Source organism: Algoriphagus oliviformis, from assembly GCF_017254915.1.
Lineage (GTDB): Bacteria > Bacteroidota > Bacteroidia > Cytophagales > Cyclobacteriaceae > Algoriphagus > Algoriphagus oliviformis.
In genome coordinates this window covers 481,325-498,164 of the sequence record NZ_JAFKCT010000002.1, presented here as the reverse complement: position 1 = coordinate 498,164, position 16,840 = coordinate 481,325, and the positions used below count along the sequence as shown (strand labels likewise).

The 16,840-nt window shown below is 52.5% G+C and carries 17 protein-coding genes; 9 read left to right on the top strand and 8 right to left on the bottom strand.

The window, feature by feature from the left end; translation table 11 throughout:
• Position 1 precedes the first annotated feature (1 nt).
• The 6 genes from J0A68_RS07660 to J0A68_RS07635 form a co-directional block, all read right to left on the bottom strand.
• Positions 2 to 1,522 (bottom strand): FMN-binding glutamate synthase family protein, encoded by a 1,521-nt coding sequence (locus J0A68_RS07660; protein WP_206577596.1) that lies wholly within the window; start codon positions 1,520 to 1,522, stop codon positions 2 to 4.
• Between the two features lie 44 nt (positions 1,523 to 1,566).
• Positions 1,567 to 2,529: a YheT family hydrolase gene (locus tag J0A68_RS07655; protein ID WP_206577595.1), complete on the bottom strand. Its 963-nt coding sequence runs from the start codon at positions 2,527 to 2,529 to the stop codon at positions 1,567 to 1,569.
• A 137-nt stretch (positions 2,530 to 2,666) separates the two neighbouring features.
• Positions 2,667 to 3,014 carry a hypothetical protein gene (locus J0A68_RS07650; protein ID WP_206577594.1) on the bottom strand — a complete coding sequence of 116 codons (348 nt, stop codon included), beginning with the start codon at positions 3,012 to 3,014 and terminating at the stop codon, positions 2,667 to 2,669.
• Complete coding sequence (locus tag J0A68_RS07645) at positions 3,011 to 4,225, bottom strand: BaiN/RdsA family NAD(P)/FAD-dependent oxidoreductase (protein ID WP_206577593.1); 1,215 nt, start codon at positions 4,223 to 4,225, stop codon at positions 3,011 to 3,013. The genes J0A68_RS07650 and J0A68_RS07645 overlap by 4 nt, the downstream gene beginning before the upstream one ends.
• A 30-nt stretch (positions 4,226 to 4,255) precedes the next feature.
• A complete protein-coding gene (locus J0A68_RS07640; RefSeq protein WP_206577592.1) occupies positions 4,256 to 5,800 on the bottom strand; it encodes a helicase HerA-like domain-containing protein in 1,545 nt (514 codons plus the stop codon).
• 83 nt (positions 5,801 to 5,883) lie between these two features.
• Complete coding sequence (locus tag J0A68_RS07635) at positions 5,884 to 6,291, bottom strand: DUF4332 domain-containing protein (RefSeq protein ID WP_206577591.1); 408 nt, start codon at positions 6,289 to 6,291, stop codon at positions 5,884 to 5,886.
• 192 nt (positions 6,292 to 6,483) lie between these two features.
• Here J0A68_RS07635 and J0A68_RS07630 point away from each other — a divergent pair, with 192 nt between their 5' ends.
• Complete coding sequence (locus tag J0A68_RS07630; protein ID WP_236021391.1) at positions 6,484 to 7,182, top strand: molecular chaperone DnaJ; 699 nt, start codon at positions 6,484 to 6,486, stop codon at positions 7,180 to 7,182.
• 153 nt (positions 7,183 to 7,335) lie between these two features.
• Here J0A68_RS07630 and J0A68_RS07625 read toward each other — a convergent pair whose 3' ends face one another.
• The gene (locus J0A68_RS07625; protein ID WP_206577590.1) at positions 7,336 to 7,938 is read right to left on the bottom strand and encodes a tetratricopeptide repeat protein; all 603 of its coding nucleotides are present in this window, start codon (positions 7,936 to 7,938) and stop codon (positions 7,336 to 7,338) included.
• Between the two features lie 11 nt (positions 7,939 to 7,949).
• Entirely contained in the window at positions 7,950 to 8,765 is an 816-nt protein-coding gene (locus J0A68_RS07620; protein ID WP_206577589.1) for a 2,3,4,5-tetrahydropyridine-2,6-dicarboxylate N-succinyltransferase, read from the bottom strand.
• 20 nt (positions 8,766 to 8,785) lie between these two features.
• On the opposite strand from J0A68_RS07620, the gene J0A68_RS07615 reads away from it, so the two are divergent.
• The 8 genes from J0A68_RS07615 to mnmE all read left to right on the top strand — a co-directional run bounded on the left by J0A68_RS07615 (position 8,786) and on the right by mnmE (position 16,811).
• Positions 8,786 to 9,913 carry a glycosyltransferase family protein gene (locus J0A68_RS07615; protein WP_206577588.1) on the top strand — a complete coding sequence of 376 codons (1,128 nt, stop codon included), beginning with the start codon at positions 8,786 to 8,788 and terminating at the stop codon, positions 9,911 to 9,913.
• 326 nt (positions 9,914 to 10,239) lie between these two features.
• Positions 10,240 to 10,902, top strand: coding sequence for a metal-dependent transcriptional regulator (locus J0A68_RS07610; protein WP_206577587.1), 663 nt, complete (start codon positions 10,240 to 10,242; stop codon positions 10,900 to 10,902).
• On the top strand, positions 10,899 to 11,813 hold the full coding sequence (locus J0A68_RS07605; RefSeq protein WP_206577586.1) for a metal ABC transporter solute-binding protein, Zn/Mn family: 915 nt from the start codon (positions 10,899 to 10,901) through the stop codon (positions 11,811 to 11,813). Before J0A68_RS07610 ends, J0A68_RS07605 begins: the two co-directional genes overlap by 4 nt.
• Positions 11,810 to 12,598, top strand: a complete 789-nt coding sequence (locus tag J0A68_RS07600; RefSeq protein WP_206577585.1) for a metal ABC transporter ATP-binding protein — start codon at positions 11,810 to 11,812, stop codon at positions 12,596 to 12,598. Before J0A68_RS07605 ends, J0A68_RS07600 begins: the two co-directional genes overlap by 4 nt.
• Positions 12,599 to 12,600: 2 nt before the next feature.
• Positions 12,601 to 13,890: a metal ABC transporter permease gene (locus J0A68_RS07595; protein ID WP_206577584.1), complete on the top strand. Its 1,290-nt coding sequence runs from the start codon at positions 12,601 to 12,603 to the stop codon at positions 13,888 to 13,890.
• 178 nt (positions 13,891 to 14,068) lie between these two features.
• Positions 14,069 to 14,968, top strand: coding sequence for a metal ABC transporter permease (locus J0A68_RS07590; RefSeq protein ID WP_206577583.1), 900 nt, complete (start codon positions 14,069 to 14,071; stop codon positions 14,966 to 14,968).
• Positions 14,965 to 15,432 carry a thioredoxin family protein gene (locus J0A68_RS07585; protein ID WP_206577582.1) on the top strand — a complete coding sequence of 156 codons (468 nt, stop codon included), beginning with the start codon at positions 14,965 to 14,967 and terminating at the stop codon, positions 15,430 to 15,432. Before J0A68_RS07590 ends, J0A68_RS07585 begins: the two co-directional genes overlap by 4 nt.
• Positions 15,429 to 16,811 carry a tRNA uridine-5-carboxymethylaminomethyl(34) synthesis GTPase MnmE gene (mnmE, locus tag J0A68_RS07580; RefSeq protein WP_206577581.1) on the top strand — a complete coding sequence of 461 codons (1,383 nt, stop codon included), beginning with the start codon at positions 15,429 to 15,431 and terminating at the stop codon, positions 16,809 to 16,811. The genes J0A68_RS07585 and mnmE overlap by 4 nt, the downstream gene beginning before the upstream one ends.
• The last annotated feature ends 29 nt before the right edge of the window (positions 16,812 to 16,840 follow it).

Genomic DNA, 16,840 nt, shown 5'->3' with positions numbered 1-16,840 from the left:
GCTACTCCAGATGGTGGGTCACTGAGTCTGGGAAAAATCGGTTGGCAAAGTCAACCATCTCGTCCCCTCTCACCAAGTCCCTGACAGTCAGCTGTGAGGTGTGGTCGTATCCCGTGGCGCCCAGCAGTTCCTTGACCGCGTGGACGGTGTTTTTGTGGAAATTGTACACCCGCTCATACTTGTCAGTGACGACCAGGCCCTTTTCCAGATGTTTATCCTGTGTGGCCACCCCAGTCGGGCAGGCGTTGGTGTTGCAGCGGAGCGCCTGAATGCATCCTAGGCTGAACATAAAGCCACGGGCGGAATTGCAGAGGTCGGCACCGAGAGCCAGATTTTTGACGATGGCGAAGGCACTGATGGCTTTGCCCGAAGCGATCAGCTTGATCCTGTCCTTGATACCGTACTTTTCCAAGGTCAGGCGGGCAAAGATCAGGGCCGGTTCCAGCGGAAGCCCTACACTGTCGGAAAATTCCAACGGAGCCGCTCCCGTGCCTCCCTCAGCCCCATCGATGGTGATGAAGTCCGGGAAAATGTCCTCGGCTACCATTGCCTTGCATATCGCCTCAAACTCTTCCGTGCGCCCTATGCAAAGCTTGAACCCAATCGGTTTGCCTTCCGATAGCTCGCGGAGCTTTTTCACAAAATGAGCCATCTCATGCGGATCCCTGAAAGCCGAGTGGGCAGGCGGCGAAAGGATCGTCGTCCCGGCCACCACGCCACGGATGTCCGCGATCTCCGGCGTGTTTTTCACCCCTGGCAGCACACCACCGTGTCCGGGTTTGGCGCCTTGGGAGAGTTTGATCTCGATCATCTTGACCTGGGGCCAAGCGGCTTTCTCCCTGAACTTTTCCCCATCAAAAAAGCCGTGCTCATCTCGACAACCGAAGTAGCCCGTGCCAATTTGCCAGCAGAGATCCCCACCTTGGAGGTGGTAGGGGGATATGCCTCCCTCGCCGGTATTGTGGAAAAAATTGCCTTTTTGAGCGCCCTTGTTCAGGGCAGTCACTGCATTTCCGCTCAGGGAGCCAAAGCTCATCGCGGAAATGTTAAAAATGGATGCGGAATAGGGCTGCCTGCAATCGGGCCCTCCGACGGTCACTCTCAGGTCTTCCTCCTTCGGGGTTTTGGCATAGATCGAGTGCCGCAGCGCCACGTAGTCCTCCGCGTGGATGTCGCGCTGGGTGCCAAAGGGATGGGTGTCGTTTACGTTCTTTGCCCGACGGTAGACCAGGGCGCGGAGATTTCTGCTGAAAGGCCTCCCGCTGGTATTGGATTCGATGAAATACTGCTGGATCTCAGGACTGACGGACTCCAGCAGGTATCTGAAATGACCCACGACGGGGAAATTGCGAAGGATCGCATGCTTCTTTTGCGTGGCATCCCACAGGCCCAAGCCCGCGATCATAAAAAGCACAAACAAAATCAGATAGCCGATCCTGAAGGATTCGAAATCATTGAGCCACATGAAAAAGAAGGTGGCTAGGACGAGGCCGATCAAGACGGCCAGCGAGAGCTTTCTCATAAAGGAAATGGGTTGTCAATGGGAAAATAACAATTCCCAAGCAATCAAGCCCCATTCAAAAACTCCAAGATCCTAAATTCACCAAAGGTGAATTCTTTCCCACGAAGCAGGAATCCGGTATGTCCCCCTCGCTTGGGCATTTCTAGGTAAATATTCGACTTGGAGGCGGCGAGTTTGGTAGGAAAACACGCAGGGCCAAGAAGGGGATCGTTGAGGGCATTGACGATCAGGGTGGGAATAGCGATCTGGTCCATCCAATTGTCCGCACTTACGCTCTTATAGAAGTCCGCCGCATCCCTGAAGCCGTGCAGCTTTGCCGTAAAATGCGTGTCAAACGTATCGAAATCATCTACCCTGCGCAGCAACTCCAGATCTACCAAGTCCGGAAACTGGACAGCTTTCGCCTCGATCTTCTTTTTCAGCTTCCCCAAAAAACGGTTTTTGTAAAATCGGTTGCTGGAGATCTTCAGCGTGGCGGCGCTTGAGGCGAGGTTGCAGGGCGTGGAATAGACCGCTGCACGGGTGATCTGAGCGGGGAGATCGCGTCCTTTTTCGCCTAAATATTTGAGTGTCTGCGCCCCGCCCATGCTGATACCGCTGAGAAAGATCTCCCGATACGTCCCCTGTCTGAGCACGTGGGTAATCACCGTGTCCAGATCATAGCTGGATCCATGGTGGTAGAGAATCGGCTTCAGGTTCATTTCTCCTCCGCAGGTCCGGTTGTTCCACACGAGCACATCCACGCCCTGTTGGTTGAAAAGCTTGGCCAATCCCATCGCGTAGTGCCGTCTGGAATCGCCCTCCAGCCCATGGGAAAGGATCAGGAGCTTCTCCCCTCCGACCCTAGACCAATCCAGGTTCAGGAAGTCACCATCGGGCGTGTCTATGCGCTCGCGGCTGTACTCCAGACCGGAGATCTTCCTCAGAAGGCTGGGGACGATGGTCTCAAGATGGGCATTGAATAGGTATGCGGGGGGCCGAGTGTAAGCGCTGGGGATGATCGGCATGGATCAGGCATTTGATTCTTCACCCGAAAATAACACAGCCTTAACCGACGCCCAAAAATGGGGTTTTACTTTCGCGGTAGAATTTTTCTTCATAGGGCATTTAACTAAAATGGGAGCTCGCAGGTGCAGCTCCTTTTTTAGTTTTTCAGCCTGCCCACCTCCATGAGTGCGGAGTCCACCAGCAGCAAAAAAAGCTGGAAGTGCGAGTCAAAGCTGTCTCCAAAGCCCTCCGAATCGAGGATTTCCTTGCCTTTCTGCAGCGAGTCGGCCAATTGGTCAAACTCAAACATCGTCACCGTGGGCTTGATCTTGTGCCGAATCTGCTGGATCTTCTCCTCATCGCGATCGGCGGTGCCTTCGCTGTATCTTGCCTTTAGCTCCAGCAATCCGGTATAGATCGCCGAGGTCAGTTCTACTCGAAACTCGTCGTCTCCCTCTGCCATTTCCAGAATCCTTTGGCCCAATTCCGGGTAGATGTTGCTCATACAATGCGCTGTTTAATAGACTTTCCGGCAAGGAATCCAGTAGACCAGGCCGCCTGAAAATTAAAGCCGCCTGTAATTCCATCAATATCTAGGACTTCGCCGGCAAAGTATAGGTTGGGGTGATAGATACTTTGCATGGTCTCGGGATCCACCTCTGTCAAGGAAATACCGCCTGCGGTGACAAACTCTTCCTTGAAGGTGGTCTTCCCACTCACTGCCAAGATATAGCAAAAAAGGTTTTGAACTAACTTGTTTAAATTCTTTTTTGACAAATTTCCCAGTAAGGCCCCTTCTTCTATTTCCGCTTTTTCGCAAAAATGCTCCCAAAGCCTTGCTGGCAGCTCGAAAAGCGGGTGGGAATGGACTTTTCGGTTGGGATGCGCCTTGGCATAGCCGGTCAGATGCTCCAGGTAGTCATTTTCCCCGAAGCCCGCATTCCAATTGATCAGCACCCGGGCCCGGTACTGCTGCTGGTGAAGCCAGTCCGCGCCGAAGGCCGAAAGCTTGAGCACGGCTGGACCGCTGATGCCCCAATGCGTGACCAGCACTGGCCCGCGGTAGCTCAGTTTGGTGCCCTCGATCTTTACCATGCCGTCCGGCACAGCGATCCCCATCAGCTCCCGGATGGGCTCCCCGGGAGTATTGAAAGTGAAAAGTGAAGGAATCGGATCTTTTACGCTATGCTTAAGGGATTTAAGAAAAAAATACCCATCTGACTTGGGCTGTCCTCCAGCTGCAATGACCACCGCATCCGCGCGAAAGACTCCTTTCTCCGTGATCAGCTCGTAGCCCTTTTCGAGGGGGTTCAATTCCCTGATGGCCGTAGAAGTCCGAATATGCACCTTAGCCTTCTCGGCCTCCCGCTGCAGGCAATCGATGATGGATTGGGAGGAGTCGCTGACGGGGAACACGCGCCCGTCGGACTCGACCTTGAGCTCTACCCCGCGGGACTGAAACCAGTCGAAAGTATCGGGAATGGAAAAGTGCCGAAAGGTACGCTTGAGGAATTTTTCCCCGCGGGGATAGTTCTTGACCAGCTTGGAGATCTCCATGGGCCGATGGGTGACATTGCATCGACCTCCGCCGGAGACCTTGACTTTCGAGAGCAGCTTGGGCGTCTTCTCAAAAATCGTGACCTCAATCCCCGGCCCACTGGCATGGATGGCCGCGAAATATCCCGCTGCACCACCGCCGATTACTGCTACTTTCAAATCCTTAAGCAGTTAGATTACAATCAATTACTACCTTCTCTTTTTACTGGAAAATGAACCCAAGATCCCCCGGGCCAATTCACGAAACAGCGTGCGTCCCAGCTGTCGCACCATCGTGTTTTTGCTGAGCTCTTCGAGGAGCGATTCTTCCTCTTTGGTACGGGTGCTGCTGCGTCGGGAAGAAGAAGGACCGGGCAGTTCAGCTTTTTCCTGTGCCTCCTGTACAGCCTTCATCTTTCGCTCCAGGATCTCAAAAGCACTGTCATGGTCAATGTCCTTGTTGTACTTATAGACCAGATCGGAGTTCTTTACGAGTTGGTCTATTTCCGCGTCTTCCAAGATGTCCATCCGCGTGATCGGCGCGCGCACGAGGGTATGCGCCAGCGGTGTGGGGATCCCCTTTTCGTTGAGCGCGGTGACCAAAGCCTCCCCGATTCCCATGGCGGTCAATACCTCGGAAGTCTCGTAGAAAGGCGAATCCGGATAGTTTTCAGCGGTTTTGGTGATGGCTTTTCTGTCTTTGGCAGTGAAGGCCCGCAGCGCATGCTGTACTTTCAGGCCCAATTGTCCCAGCACGCTGTCCGGAACGTCCGTGGGCGTCTGCGTGCAAAAGAACACTCCGACCCCCTTGGAGCGAATGAGCTTGATGATCGCCTCGATCTTTTCCAGCAGATCTTTGGAAGCATTGTCAAATACGAGGTGAGCTTCGTCTATGAACAGGCAAAGCTTAGGCTGGTCTGCGTCTCCCTGCTCCGGAAAAGTCTCGTAGATCTCCGACAGCAAGCTCAGCATGAAGGTGGAAAAAAGCTTGGGGCGGCTCTGGATATCGGTCAGGCGGATGACCGAAATGACACCCTTCCCATCTTTGGTACGCAGGAAATCGTCCACGTCAAAGGACAGCTCCCCAAAAAAGCGCTCCGCTCCCTGCTGCTCCAGCTCGATGATCTTTCGCATGATCGTGTTGACCGATGCAGAAGATACCTGCCCAAACTCCTTTTCTATCGCGTCTTTTCCCTCGTTGGTGATGAACTGCAGGACACGCTTGAAATCCTTCAGATCCAGCAGCGGCAGATGGTGAGTATCGCAGTAGCGAAACACGACGGCGACCACTCCCTGCTGGGTATCATTCAGCTCCAGGATCTGCGAAAGCAAAACCGGTCCAAACTCGGAGACTGTGGCTTTTAGCCTCACTCCTTTTTCGTTGGAAATGGACATGAGCTCCACGGGCAAGCCCTGAGGCTCGTAGTCCACTCCGATGGTCGCCGACCTTTTCAGGATAAAATCACTCGCATCTCCTGGCTTGGCCAGCCCCGACAAGTCCCCCTTGAGATCCATCAATACCGAAGGGACACCCTTCAGCGAAAGCTGCTCTGCGATCACCTGGAGCGTCTTGGTCTTACCTGTACCGGTCGCTCCGGCGATGAGGCCATGCCGGTTCATCGTCTTGAGCGGCACTTTTACCTGGGCCTGGCCGACTGGCTGTCCGTCCAGGATACCGGCTCCCAATACGATGTAGTCTTTTTTGAATACCTGGCCGTCTTCCAGATGCTTTTTAAACTGGTCAATATTGCTCATGGGGGAAGGGTTTTGGATTCCAAACTACAAAAAAACCCTGAGTCTCCTCAAGGTTTTCATGTTGCTGGGAGCTTGGCTCCTGGTTAGTAGGTCACTACTGGTTCCAGCGCTTTGGCTTGGGCGATGAAGTCTTCGACTTTGCTCAGCGCAGGGACGGCCTTGGTCAAGCCCTTCGTCTCCTGGGTCTTGGTCAGCGCGGCATGCAGGTTTTCGGCATTTCGGGTTCTCAGCTCTTTCACGGTATCTACACCGGCAGCCTTCAGTAGTTCTGCAAACTGGCTACCGATCCCGTTGATTCTGAACAGATCAGCCATATTCACCCAATCCAAGATTTTGCCTTCGTCAATTCCCGAACTTCCGGCTATGGCCTTTCTTCCGGCCTTGGTCGCACCTTTTTCCAAAAGTCCTTCCACGGAGGTGACGCCGGCTTCCGCCAGTTTTCCCTTGAAGACCTCTCCTATTCCCTCGATCATGGTGATTGTTTTGCTCATCGTTGTTTTTGGTTTAGATGGAAATTTCAAAAAAGGAAATTTGAGGTGCAAATTTCCCACTAGCTTCCAAAATAATGACAATTTTCCGTTCCCAAAATGAAAATACCGAAATGAAGGCCTGATCCCCACAAATTTTAACTTTGAGTTAAAATGGGAGTTAAGTAGTTTTCGAGGAATTAAACAGAAGTGACTTTGTCATCCAAATACCGAATCCCGCTCCTCCTCTTCTTTGCTTTCCTGCCGTTCTGGACCTTTGGCCAGGTCAACCTTGGCCAGACCGACCGCTGGATGAAAGGCGCCCTTGCCGCCATGGAGCGGAGCGACTACCAGACCGCCAACTCGATCTTCCGCAACCTCATCGACTCCGGGCTGCCGCTCCCCGATGAGATGCCCTATTACTTTTCCGAAACCCTCTATGAGCTGGGACAATACGACAACAGTTCGAACTTTCTCAACAAGTACCTCGAGCTGACCGGCTTCAAAGGCGAAAATTACGAAGGTGCCAAGCAGCTTCAAGCCAAGCTGAAGGAGCCTCTCTCCGCCATCCAAACGTGCCAGCTCTGCGATCGGAGAGGCTACCGCTACGAGACCTGCTTTACCTGTGAGGGCTCAAAGCAGATCGAGCAGATGTGCGACTACTGTAAGTCCAAGGGAATCGTGGGATGTAGCCGCTGTGCCGCTTCGGGCATGATCAAAAAAGTGAACGTGTTCAACATCGTCGAATTTTTCGAGTGCGAGCGTTGCGCGGGCAAAGGACGCCTCACCTGTCCGGAGTGCAGCGGCTCTGGCAAGCAAGTCAGCGACTGCAAAACCTGCAACGGGGCGGGAAAAATCACTTCTGACGCGATCTGCGACCATCAGCCTCACCAGCACGGCGATGAAAGTAAATAACAGTTTAAGCGGTCAGCCAGCGTTGGCAGCGCTATTGACGCCTCACTCTACCATCGATTCTTCAATTCGGTGAATCCCATTCAACTTGAAATACCGAGCGCTTCTACTTGAGGCGTAATGACAAAAAAAATCCCGCCAGAAGCGGGATTTTGATTAGTTGCAATATTTCGTGAGCATGTCGTCTGCGCCGGGATAGCCCAGCACCTCGGCCATTTTAAAATCCTCACAAGCTTGTTTTTTCCTTTCCAAAGCGATTTTCAGCATCCCTCTGTTGAAGTAGGCTTGGCCAAATTCCTTATCTAGCTGGATCGCGTTGCCATAGGCTCGGAGCGCCTCCTCGGTCAAACCCATCTGGTGCAGAGCGCGACCTTTGAGCAGGGATGCCATGGCAGGTGCGCCTGGAATCTCCTCCGCTTTGCTGGCGTACAAAAGTGCGCTGGCGTAGTTCCTATCGTTCAGCTGCAGTGCCGCCAAGCTCAGCAGCACTTGGAAGTTTTTGGGATCCTGGTCCAAAGCAGCTTCAAAATCCGCCTTGGCCTTTTCCACATCCCCCATCTCCTGAAATGCCCTACCTCTATTGTAAAGCATCTTGACATCTGTAGGCTTAAACTTCAGATCCTCAGTATAGGTCTGAACCGCCAATTCATACTGCCCTTTTTCGAAATAGCTGTCGGCAGGATTTCTTTTGGACTCAGAACAAGCCCAAAGCGACCCAGCCAAGGCTGGAATCAAAAGGACTTTGGAAAGTAATTTCATTGTTGTTTTTGTTAGACTGCTACGTTGTTTTCCCTAAGGGCATCATTGAGCGAAGTCTTGAGATCGGTAGAAGCCTTGCGCTGACCGATGATCAGAGCGCATGGAACTTGGAATGTTCCGGCTGGGAATTGCTTGGAAAGCGATCCGGGAATCACCACGGAGCGCGGAGGCACGTAGCCTTTGTACTCCACTGGCTCTGCGCCGGTCACGTCGATGATTTTGGAGCTGGCGGTCAAGGTCACCCCTGCGCCGATCACGGCTTCTTTGCCGATGTGAACTCCCTCTACGATAATCGCACGAGAGCCGATGAAAGCACCGTCCTCTACGATCACCGGCGCTGCCTGGACTGGCTCCAACACGCCCCCGATACCAACACCACCACTCAAATGAACGTTTTTGCCGATCTGTGCACAAGATCCGACGGTAGCCCAAGTGTCAACCATCGTGCCACTATCCACAAATGCGCCGATATTAACATAACTTGGCATCATCACCACACCGGAAGCCAGGTGGGCGCCGTAGCGTGCCACAGCATGGGGAACCACCCGTACGCCCTGCGCGGCATAGTTGGTCTTGAGCGCCATCTTATCATGGAATTCGAACGGTCCCACCTCGATGGTTTCCATCTTTTGGATGGGGAAATAGAGGATGACAGCCTTCTTCACCCAGTCGTTTACCTGCCAGTCGCCTGATTCGGTCGGCTCCGCACAGCGAAGTTGACCCGCGTCCAGTTGGGCGATGATGGATTTGATGGCCTCTTGGGTTTCGGCTTCCTTGAGCAGTTCCCGGTTTTCCCAGGCTGATTCGATGATAGTTTTCAGTTCCATTATTTTTTATAGTTTCGGCTATGACCCAGCCTCCGGCCCGAAAAATCCCCCTGCTGATCGCCTCGACCTTGAAGCCGATCCGGGATGTACGGGCTTTTGGCAAGCTGGCTCGTTCACTTGGCGAAACAAATACATACGAGCTTAACATCATAGGCTTTTCTCCTAAAAAGCCCGAATCTGAGCCTGGAATCCGATTTTTTTCTTCTATGGGCCATTTCGGTTCACGCCCGGATCGCCTGCTTTCCCAGCTTAGATTTTTGAAATGCCTGCTCCAGGTGCGCCCAAAAATCCTCCTTTGCTGCAGCTACGAACTGCTGCCTCTCGCCTCCTTTTGGAAGCCCATCTTGGGCTACAAACTGGTGTATGACGTGCAGGAAAACTACCGTGCAAATCTTGACCTGAATCCAACTCTTTCCTCCGCTGCAAAGTCCCGCGCTGCAAAACTCATCCAAAGCGCCGAAGACACCGACCGAATTGATCTCTATCTCCTAGCTGAAAAATGCTACCTCAACGAAATGCCGGAGAAGACGCCTTGTTTGGTTTTGGAAAACAAGTTTCGCGGAGAGGTACAGCCTACTCAGCCAATCCAATTTCTGGATAAAAGGAGCTTTCGCTTCTGCATCACCGGCACCATCACGCCAGCTTTTGGGATTTGGGAGGCGGTCACTTGGTTTGAGACTATCCTTCCCGTCTATCCAGTGTCCACGCTGGAGATCATCGGGCACTGTCCCTTGGATGATTTTGGGGCAAAACTTGCCCAAGCCAGCAGGCAAAATCCCCAGATCAAGCTCCGGCTAGACTCGGCTCCTATAGCCCACGAAGCGCTTATCCATACATTGAAGAAGGCGGACTTTGCCCTGCTCCCCTATCAAAGTCATCCTGCCATAGATGGCAAGATGCCTACCAAGCTCTTTGAATGCGCGGCGCTGGGGATTCCGGTCTTGGTCAGCCCCAGTCCACCGTGGGTGGATTTTCTAAAGCCTTTCGCTGGGGGACATTCCGTTGACTTTTCCACTCCATCTACCGCGCTCAGTCAATTTGAAGCAGCGCTGGGGAAAACTTTTTTTACGTCCCCCGCTCCACAGTCTGTGCTGTGGAAAACACAAAGCGCTCAGCTACAGCAGACTTTCGCTAAGCTGCTTTTCTAGCCCCTCCCAATCCAACGCCTGGCGGTGGATAAGTCCGCGAAGTTATCCACCCACGCCCGCCATTTTACACCCATTTCCTCCAAATGGAAACTGGGATTTTTCCGCCTTTTCCGCCCATCAGCCTCCAAAAACAGAATCATTACACCCTTATTTACAGCGTTTTACACTGTATTTTAATACATCCTAAACATATTTTTAGCCAAGACTAATTTGAAAACCACAGCTATTTTTGGCTTTTCCACAGCTGTTTTAGCTCTAATGAAAATAATTTTTAGCTATCTCTAAATATATTTTTATATTTGACTCATTGTAAAACTGAGTGAGACATGGAATTGACGACGGCGGAAGAGAACTATTTGAAAGCGATCTATCACCTATCCGAGGAGGGCAAAAAAAGTGTCGCCACCAACGACATCGCCGCGGAGATGAAAACGAAGCCAGCCTCTGTGAGCGACATGCTGCGAAAGCTGGGGGAAAAGGAAGTGATCGAATACCGGAAGTACTACGGGCTACAGATCACGGAAAGCGGCAAGCGCTTCGCCTTGCAAACCATCCGAAAGCATCGACTTTGGGAAGTTTTCCTCGTGGAGAAGCTGAATTTTGCCTGGGACGAAGTCCACGAGGTGGCCGAGCAGCTGGAGCATATCCAGTCCCCCCTGCTCATTCAGCGTCTGGACGCCTACCTCAACTATCCCAAGTTTGACCCGCACGGCGACCCGATTCCGGATGAGTTTGGGGACGTACGGGCCAGACCACGCGTGCAGCTCAATGAAATGGAAATCGACCAAACTGGCCAGATCGTAGCCGTGAAGGACAGCTCGGCAGCTTTCCTCCGCTACTTGGACAAGGTCGGAGCCTACATCGGCGCCAGGATCAAAGTCTTGGACAAGGTGGAGTTTGACGGATCGCTGGAGATCTTGGTCGACCAGAAGAAGACTCTCTTCATGTCCAAGGATGTCTCAGCCAATATCCTCGTTCAGCAGTCATGAGCCGCCTGATCTGCATAGCGATTGCTTTTTTGGCGCTCCTCTCCTGCAAGCCCGACGCTAAGGGACATCGAGAAAAGCCACGCATAGTCGCCACCACGAGCATCCTGGCCGACGGCATCCGCAATCTCGTGGGAGAACAAGCCGAGGTCGTGGCACTGATGCCTGCCGGTGTAGACCCACACCTATACAAAGCATCCGTACGGGATCTCGATCTCCTGACCAACGCCGACTTGGTGGTCTTCCACGGCTTGTACCTGGAGGGAAAAATGACCGAGATCTTCGAAAAACTGGCCCTCAGTCAAGCACTCATCGACATTTCCCAAGGGCTGCCCAAAGAGCGCCTGATCCGCTCCGGCCCGGAAAGCCACAGCGTCGATCCACACATTTGGTTTGACGTCGAACTCTGGTCAATCGCCATGGACTATGCTTCGGAGGAGATCATCGAGTGGAAGCCGGAATGGAAAAACAACATTGAACAAAATTCAAACAACTACCTTGGCCAACTCGAATCCCTTGACCTGGAGGTTAGAACCAAGGTCAATGAACTCCGGTCAAGCAATCAGGTTTTGGTCACTGCCCATGATGCCTTTGCGTACTTTGGCAAAGCTTATCGACTTCCGGTCAAATCACTGCAGGGACTTTCGACACTAAGTGAACCTGGTCTTCGCGACTTGACCGACCTGATCCAGATCGTGGAAGAAAACAACGTCAAAGCCATTTTTGCGGAGCAGACCATCTCGCCCAAAGCCATCCGAGCCGTAGTCGCCGGAGCTGCGGAGAAAAACCGGGAAGTCATCTTGGCTGGACCGCTCTTCACGGACAGTCTCGACGCGGAAGGAACGCCCGCCGGCACTTATATAGGAATGGTGCGAACCAACCTGCAAATCATCTACGAAAACCTATTGCCATGATTACCCAAGTAGAAAATCCGATTCTTGAAATCCACGACCTCACGGTCAGCTACGACCAAAACCCCGTGCTCTGGAATGTGGACCTCAGCCTGCCCGCGGGCAACCTCGTAGGCATCCTCGGGCCAAACGGTGCGGGCAAGTCCACGCTGATCAAGTCCATCATGGGACTCATCCCTCCCACGTCTGGCTATGTGAAGATCTTTGACAAGCCGCTCAACGACGTGCGCGCGCGGATCAGCTACGTGCCCCAGCGGGAATCCGTGGACTGGAACTTTCCCGCTTCGGTGCTCGACGTGGTGATGATGGGGACTTACGGCAAGCTCGGGCTCTTTCGCCGTCCGGGGAAAAAGGAAAAAGACCTCGCCATGCGAAGCCTGGAGCAGGTCGGCATGACCGGCTTTGCGAAGCGTCAGATCTCCGAGCTCTCCGGCGGACAGCAACAGCGAGTGTTCATCGCGCGGGCCTTGGCGCAGGAGGCAGATCTCTACCTGATGGACGAGCCCTTTGCCGGAGTGGACATGGCTACGGAGACGGCCATCTTTCAACTTCTCAAAGACATGGCTTCAGCAGGAAAAACCGTGATCGTCGTCCACCACGATATCCACTCGGCCATGAATTTCTTCGACTGGCTGATCATGCTCAATCTGCACCTGGTGGCCTCCGGGCCGAAAGAAACGGTAATGAACGAAGAAATGCTTCGCAAAACCTACGGGGGCAAGCTCAACCTCCTGACCCGCGTCACCGACCTGATCCGGCAAAAAGATTTCAACCCGCTCAAAGGCTGAACATGGAAGATTTCGTCTACTTCTTCACGTTTCAGGATCCCTCCATCGCTTGGGTGGTGCTAGGCATTACGCTGCTCGGCGTGGGCTCGGCCTATGTCGGGACTTTTTCCTTTTTGGACAAAAAAGCCCTGCTCGGTGACGCCATTTCCCACGCGGTGCTGCCGGGAATTTGTTTAGGCTTTGTGTTAGCGGGTGAGAAAAATCCCGTTTACATCGTCACTGGCGCATTTTTGTCCGGTGCGGTGGCGACTTTCCTGAGCTCCTGGCTGAAGCGAAATACCAAGCTTAGCGAGGACACCATCATCGCCACCATTCTTTCGGTCTTTTTCGGATTTGGCATCGTCCTGCTCACCGCCCTGCAAAAATCAGGAAATCCCGAAGTCGCCGGCCTGAACTCCTTCATCTTTGGCAACGCCATCGGCATCTCGGAGTCAGATCTCCTGCTGTACGGAGGTTTGGCCTTGGCGATCATCCTGGTGCTGACCGTCGCACTAAAGGAATTCCGCCTGATGGTGTTCGACCCCGAGTTTGGCAAAGCGATCGGATTTCCGATGAAAGCCATCACCTTCCTTTTCAATGTGCTGATGATCCTGGCCGTCGTGATCGGCATCCAAGCAATCGGCGTGGTCTTGATGGCCGCATTGCTGATCACTCCGGGGGCTGCCGCCAGATTTTGGACGGATCGACTGAATCCCCTACTCATCCTCGCCGCCTTCTTTTCCGTGGTTTCCGGCATACTCGGCACCTACGTTTCTTTTGTCATTCCGCAGATGCCGACCGGCCCTTGGGTAGTCGTGTTTCTATCGCTGTTTGCTGTGGTTTCGTTTTTGGTTTCGCCTAAAAGCGGTATGCTGTTCCGATACTTTGCGAGGAAAAAATACTTGACAAAGACCCACCGCGAGCATTTGCTCAAGGCGCTCTACAAGGCGAAGGAAAACGGCAGGCCCGGCTTGACTATAGATGAAATCTATGAGCTCTACCCTTTCCAAAAGCCAGAGACAAAGCAATCAATCACTGATTTAGAAAAACTGAACTTTATCGATAAAAATCAACAGATTATAGACCTTACCTCCAAGGGTGTAACAGAGGCCATGCGGGTGGTCCGTCTGCATCGCCTGTGGGAATTGTACCTGAACGAGTCGATGAATATCGCGCCAGATCACGTGCACGATTCGGCCGAGCAGCTGGAGCACTTGATCACTCCAGAGCTGGAGGCTATGCTCGAGCAGCGCTTCAATTTCCCCGCGCTCGACCCACATCAGGAGCCTATCCCACGACCGGAAAAAAAGTGATTTGGTAAGTAGTAAGTGGTGAGTAGTTATTGGTTATTGAAAATTGATTATTGACCATTGATAATTGAACATTGAAAATCGACTGCCACCTACTCTATACTAACTACTTGACTCTAGCCTCTTGGCTCTTGACTCTCACATCTTGATACTAGCTACTCACTACTAGATACTCTACAAAATGTCTTTCGACACCAACGCATTCCTCATCATCTTCACCGGCTCGCTGATCGCGATATCCTGTGGATTTCTGGGCGTTTTCATGATGCTGCGCAAAATGTCCATGACCGGCGACGCCATTTCCCACGCGGTACTGCCTGGCATCGTCATCGGATTCTTTGTTTCCGGCAGCCAGCGAAGCCTGGAAGTGATCATCGGAGCGGGATTGTTGGGAATTCTCGCCACGCTCATGATCGATTGGCTGCGCAAAAAAGCCCGAGTCCAACTGGACGCGTCGATAGGAATTACCTTCACGCTGCTTTTTGCCATCGGCATCATCCTGGTCAATGTGCTCGCCTACAAGGTGGATCTCGATCAGGAATGCGTGCTCTACGGGGAGATCGCCTACCTGCCCATCGATAGCTGGATCACACAAAACGGGCTGAACCTCGGTCCCAGAATCACTTGGCTCGCGGGCTTGAATTTCGTTTTTGTCTGTGGCTTTATTTACTTATTGTTTAAGGAGTTAGCACTTACCAGCTTCGATGAAAACTTCAGCTCAGTGATGGGCCTTCCTTCCAAGGGAATCAACCTCGCACTGATGAGCATCGTGTCCTATACCACGGTGAGCAGCTTTGAGTCAGTGGGTGCGATCTTGGTCGTCGCTCTTTTGGTGGTCCCTCCGGCCACGGCATTCCTTTGGACCAAGAGCCTTATTCCCCTATTGAAGCTCACCGCGGTCATGGGTGTTTTGATTGCACTTTTAGGTTATTATCTTGCCTACTGGATTGACAGTTCGATTGCCGGAATGATGGTGACGGTCGCAGGAGTATTTTTCCTAATCAGCGCACTCATACACAGCAAGAAGCCACTCTGGCTTCGCGGAACTTCTCCCCACGCCCAACCGTTGGAGCTTAAATGATCAGAAAATTGAAATACCTGTTTGTCCTATGCCTCTTGGTTTTGGTGAGCTTTTCGCTCCAAGCCCAAGACAAAATCACCTGGATGAAATTTGAGGAAGCGATAGCCGCCAACGCAAAAGATCCAAAAATGCTGCTCGTGGACGTGTACACCGACTGGTGCGGCTGGTGCAAAAAGATGGATAAGGAGACCTTCACGGACGAGAAGGTCATCGCCCATATCAACCAAAACTACTACGCGGTCAAGCTCAACGCGGAAGACACCAAGCGCACCTTTGAGTTTATGGGGAAAAAATACAATGAAGCCGAGATGGCCGCAGCTATGCGGGTTCGCTCCTATCCCAATTTCGTCGTGATTGAGCCCAAGCTCCAAAATATCGCCCAACTTCCCGGTTATCGTACCCCTGACCAGTTTCTGGCGGGTTTGGACGAGCTGATTGACAAAGCTTTCAAAAACACCCCATGAGTTTCTCCCTCGCCGAGCGCGAAGATACCATCATCGCACTGGCCACGCCCCAAGGCGTAGGAGCCATCGCGGTCATCCGACTTTCCGGAAAAGACGCCATCCGGCTTTGTAATGAAGTTTTTTTTGGAAAAAACCTGGAAAAACAGGCCTCGCACACGATCCATTTTGGCACGATCCGGGACGGGGAAAAAATCATAGACGAGGTCTTGGTTTCGCTTTTCATCGCCCCAAAGTCATTCACCAAGGAAAATGTGGTGGAGATCTCCACCCACGGCTCTTCCTATATCATCAACCAGGTCATCAAGCTCTTTGTCCGAAAGGGAGCACGCTTGGCTAAGCCGGGAGAATTCACCCAGCGTGCTTTTCTGAACGGGCAGTTTGATTTGGCACAAGCTGAAGCAGTGGCTGACCTGATCCACGCGGATTCGGAAGCTTCCCACAGCGCTGCGCTGAAGCAAATGCGAGGCGGATTTTCCTCTGAAATACAGGAGCTAAGATCCCGTCTGATCCATTTTGCTTCCATGATCGAGCTGGAGCTGGACTTCAGCGAGGAAGATGTAGAGTTTGCCAGTCGCCAAGAATTGCGTGAATTGGTCGAAAGGCTGCTTCGCGTCGTAGAGGAACTGATTCTGAGTTTCGACCTGGGCAATGTGATCAAAAATGGCGTGCCTACCGTGATCGCCGGAAAGCCCAATGCCGGTAAGTCCACCCTACTCAACGCGCTGCTCAACGAGGAAAAAGCCATCGTCTCGGATATCGCAGGTACCACGCGGGACTTCATCGAGGACGAAATCAACATCGGTGGCGTGATTTTCCGATTTATCGACACAGCTGGACTTCGCGAGACGACCGACACCATCGAGGCGATTGGCGTGAGCCGAACACAGGAGAAAATGAAGACCGCTTCGCTTATCCTCTACCTCTTTGACCTGGGCGACACCGACCTCGTAGAGATCAATCGGGATGTCAACAAGCTGGAAAACCAAGGCGTTCCTTTCCTGAAAGTGGCGAATAAGATAGATAAAGCTAATGTACAGTTGATTAATGAGTTAAGATCAAAGCATCCTGACACGATTTTCATCTCCGCGGGAAAAAAGGAAAACCTCGAAGGCCTCAAAACCCGCATCCTGGAACTGGTGAACTTGGACAAGTTCAAGACCGGAAACACCGTGGTCACCAACATCCGCCACTACGACTCCTTGGTCAAAACCCGTGAGTCTTTGCTCGATATTTTGGCAGGTTTGGACAATCAGGTCACCAACGACTTTGTCGCGATGGACATCCGCCGGTCCCTGCACTACCTGGGCGAAATCACTGGCGAAATCACGACCGATGACCTCTTGGAAAACATATTTAGGAATTTTTGCATCGGGAAATAAGTCTCCAATAAGTTGATGTTTCTACAAGA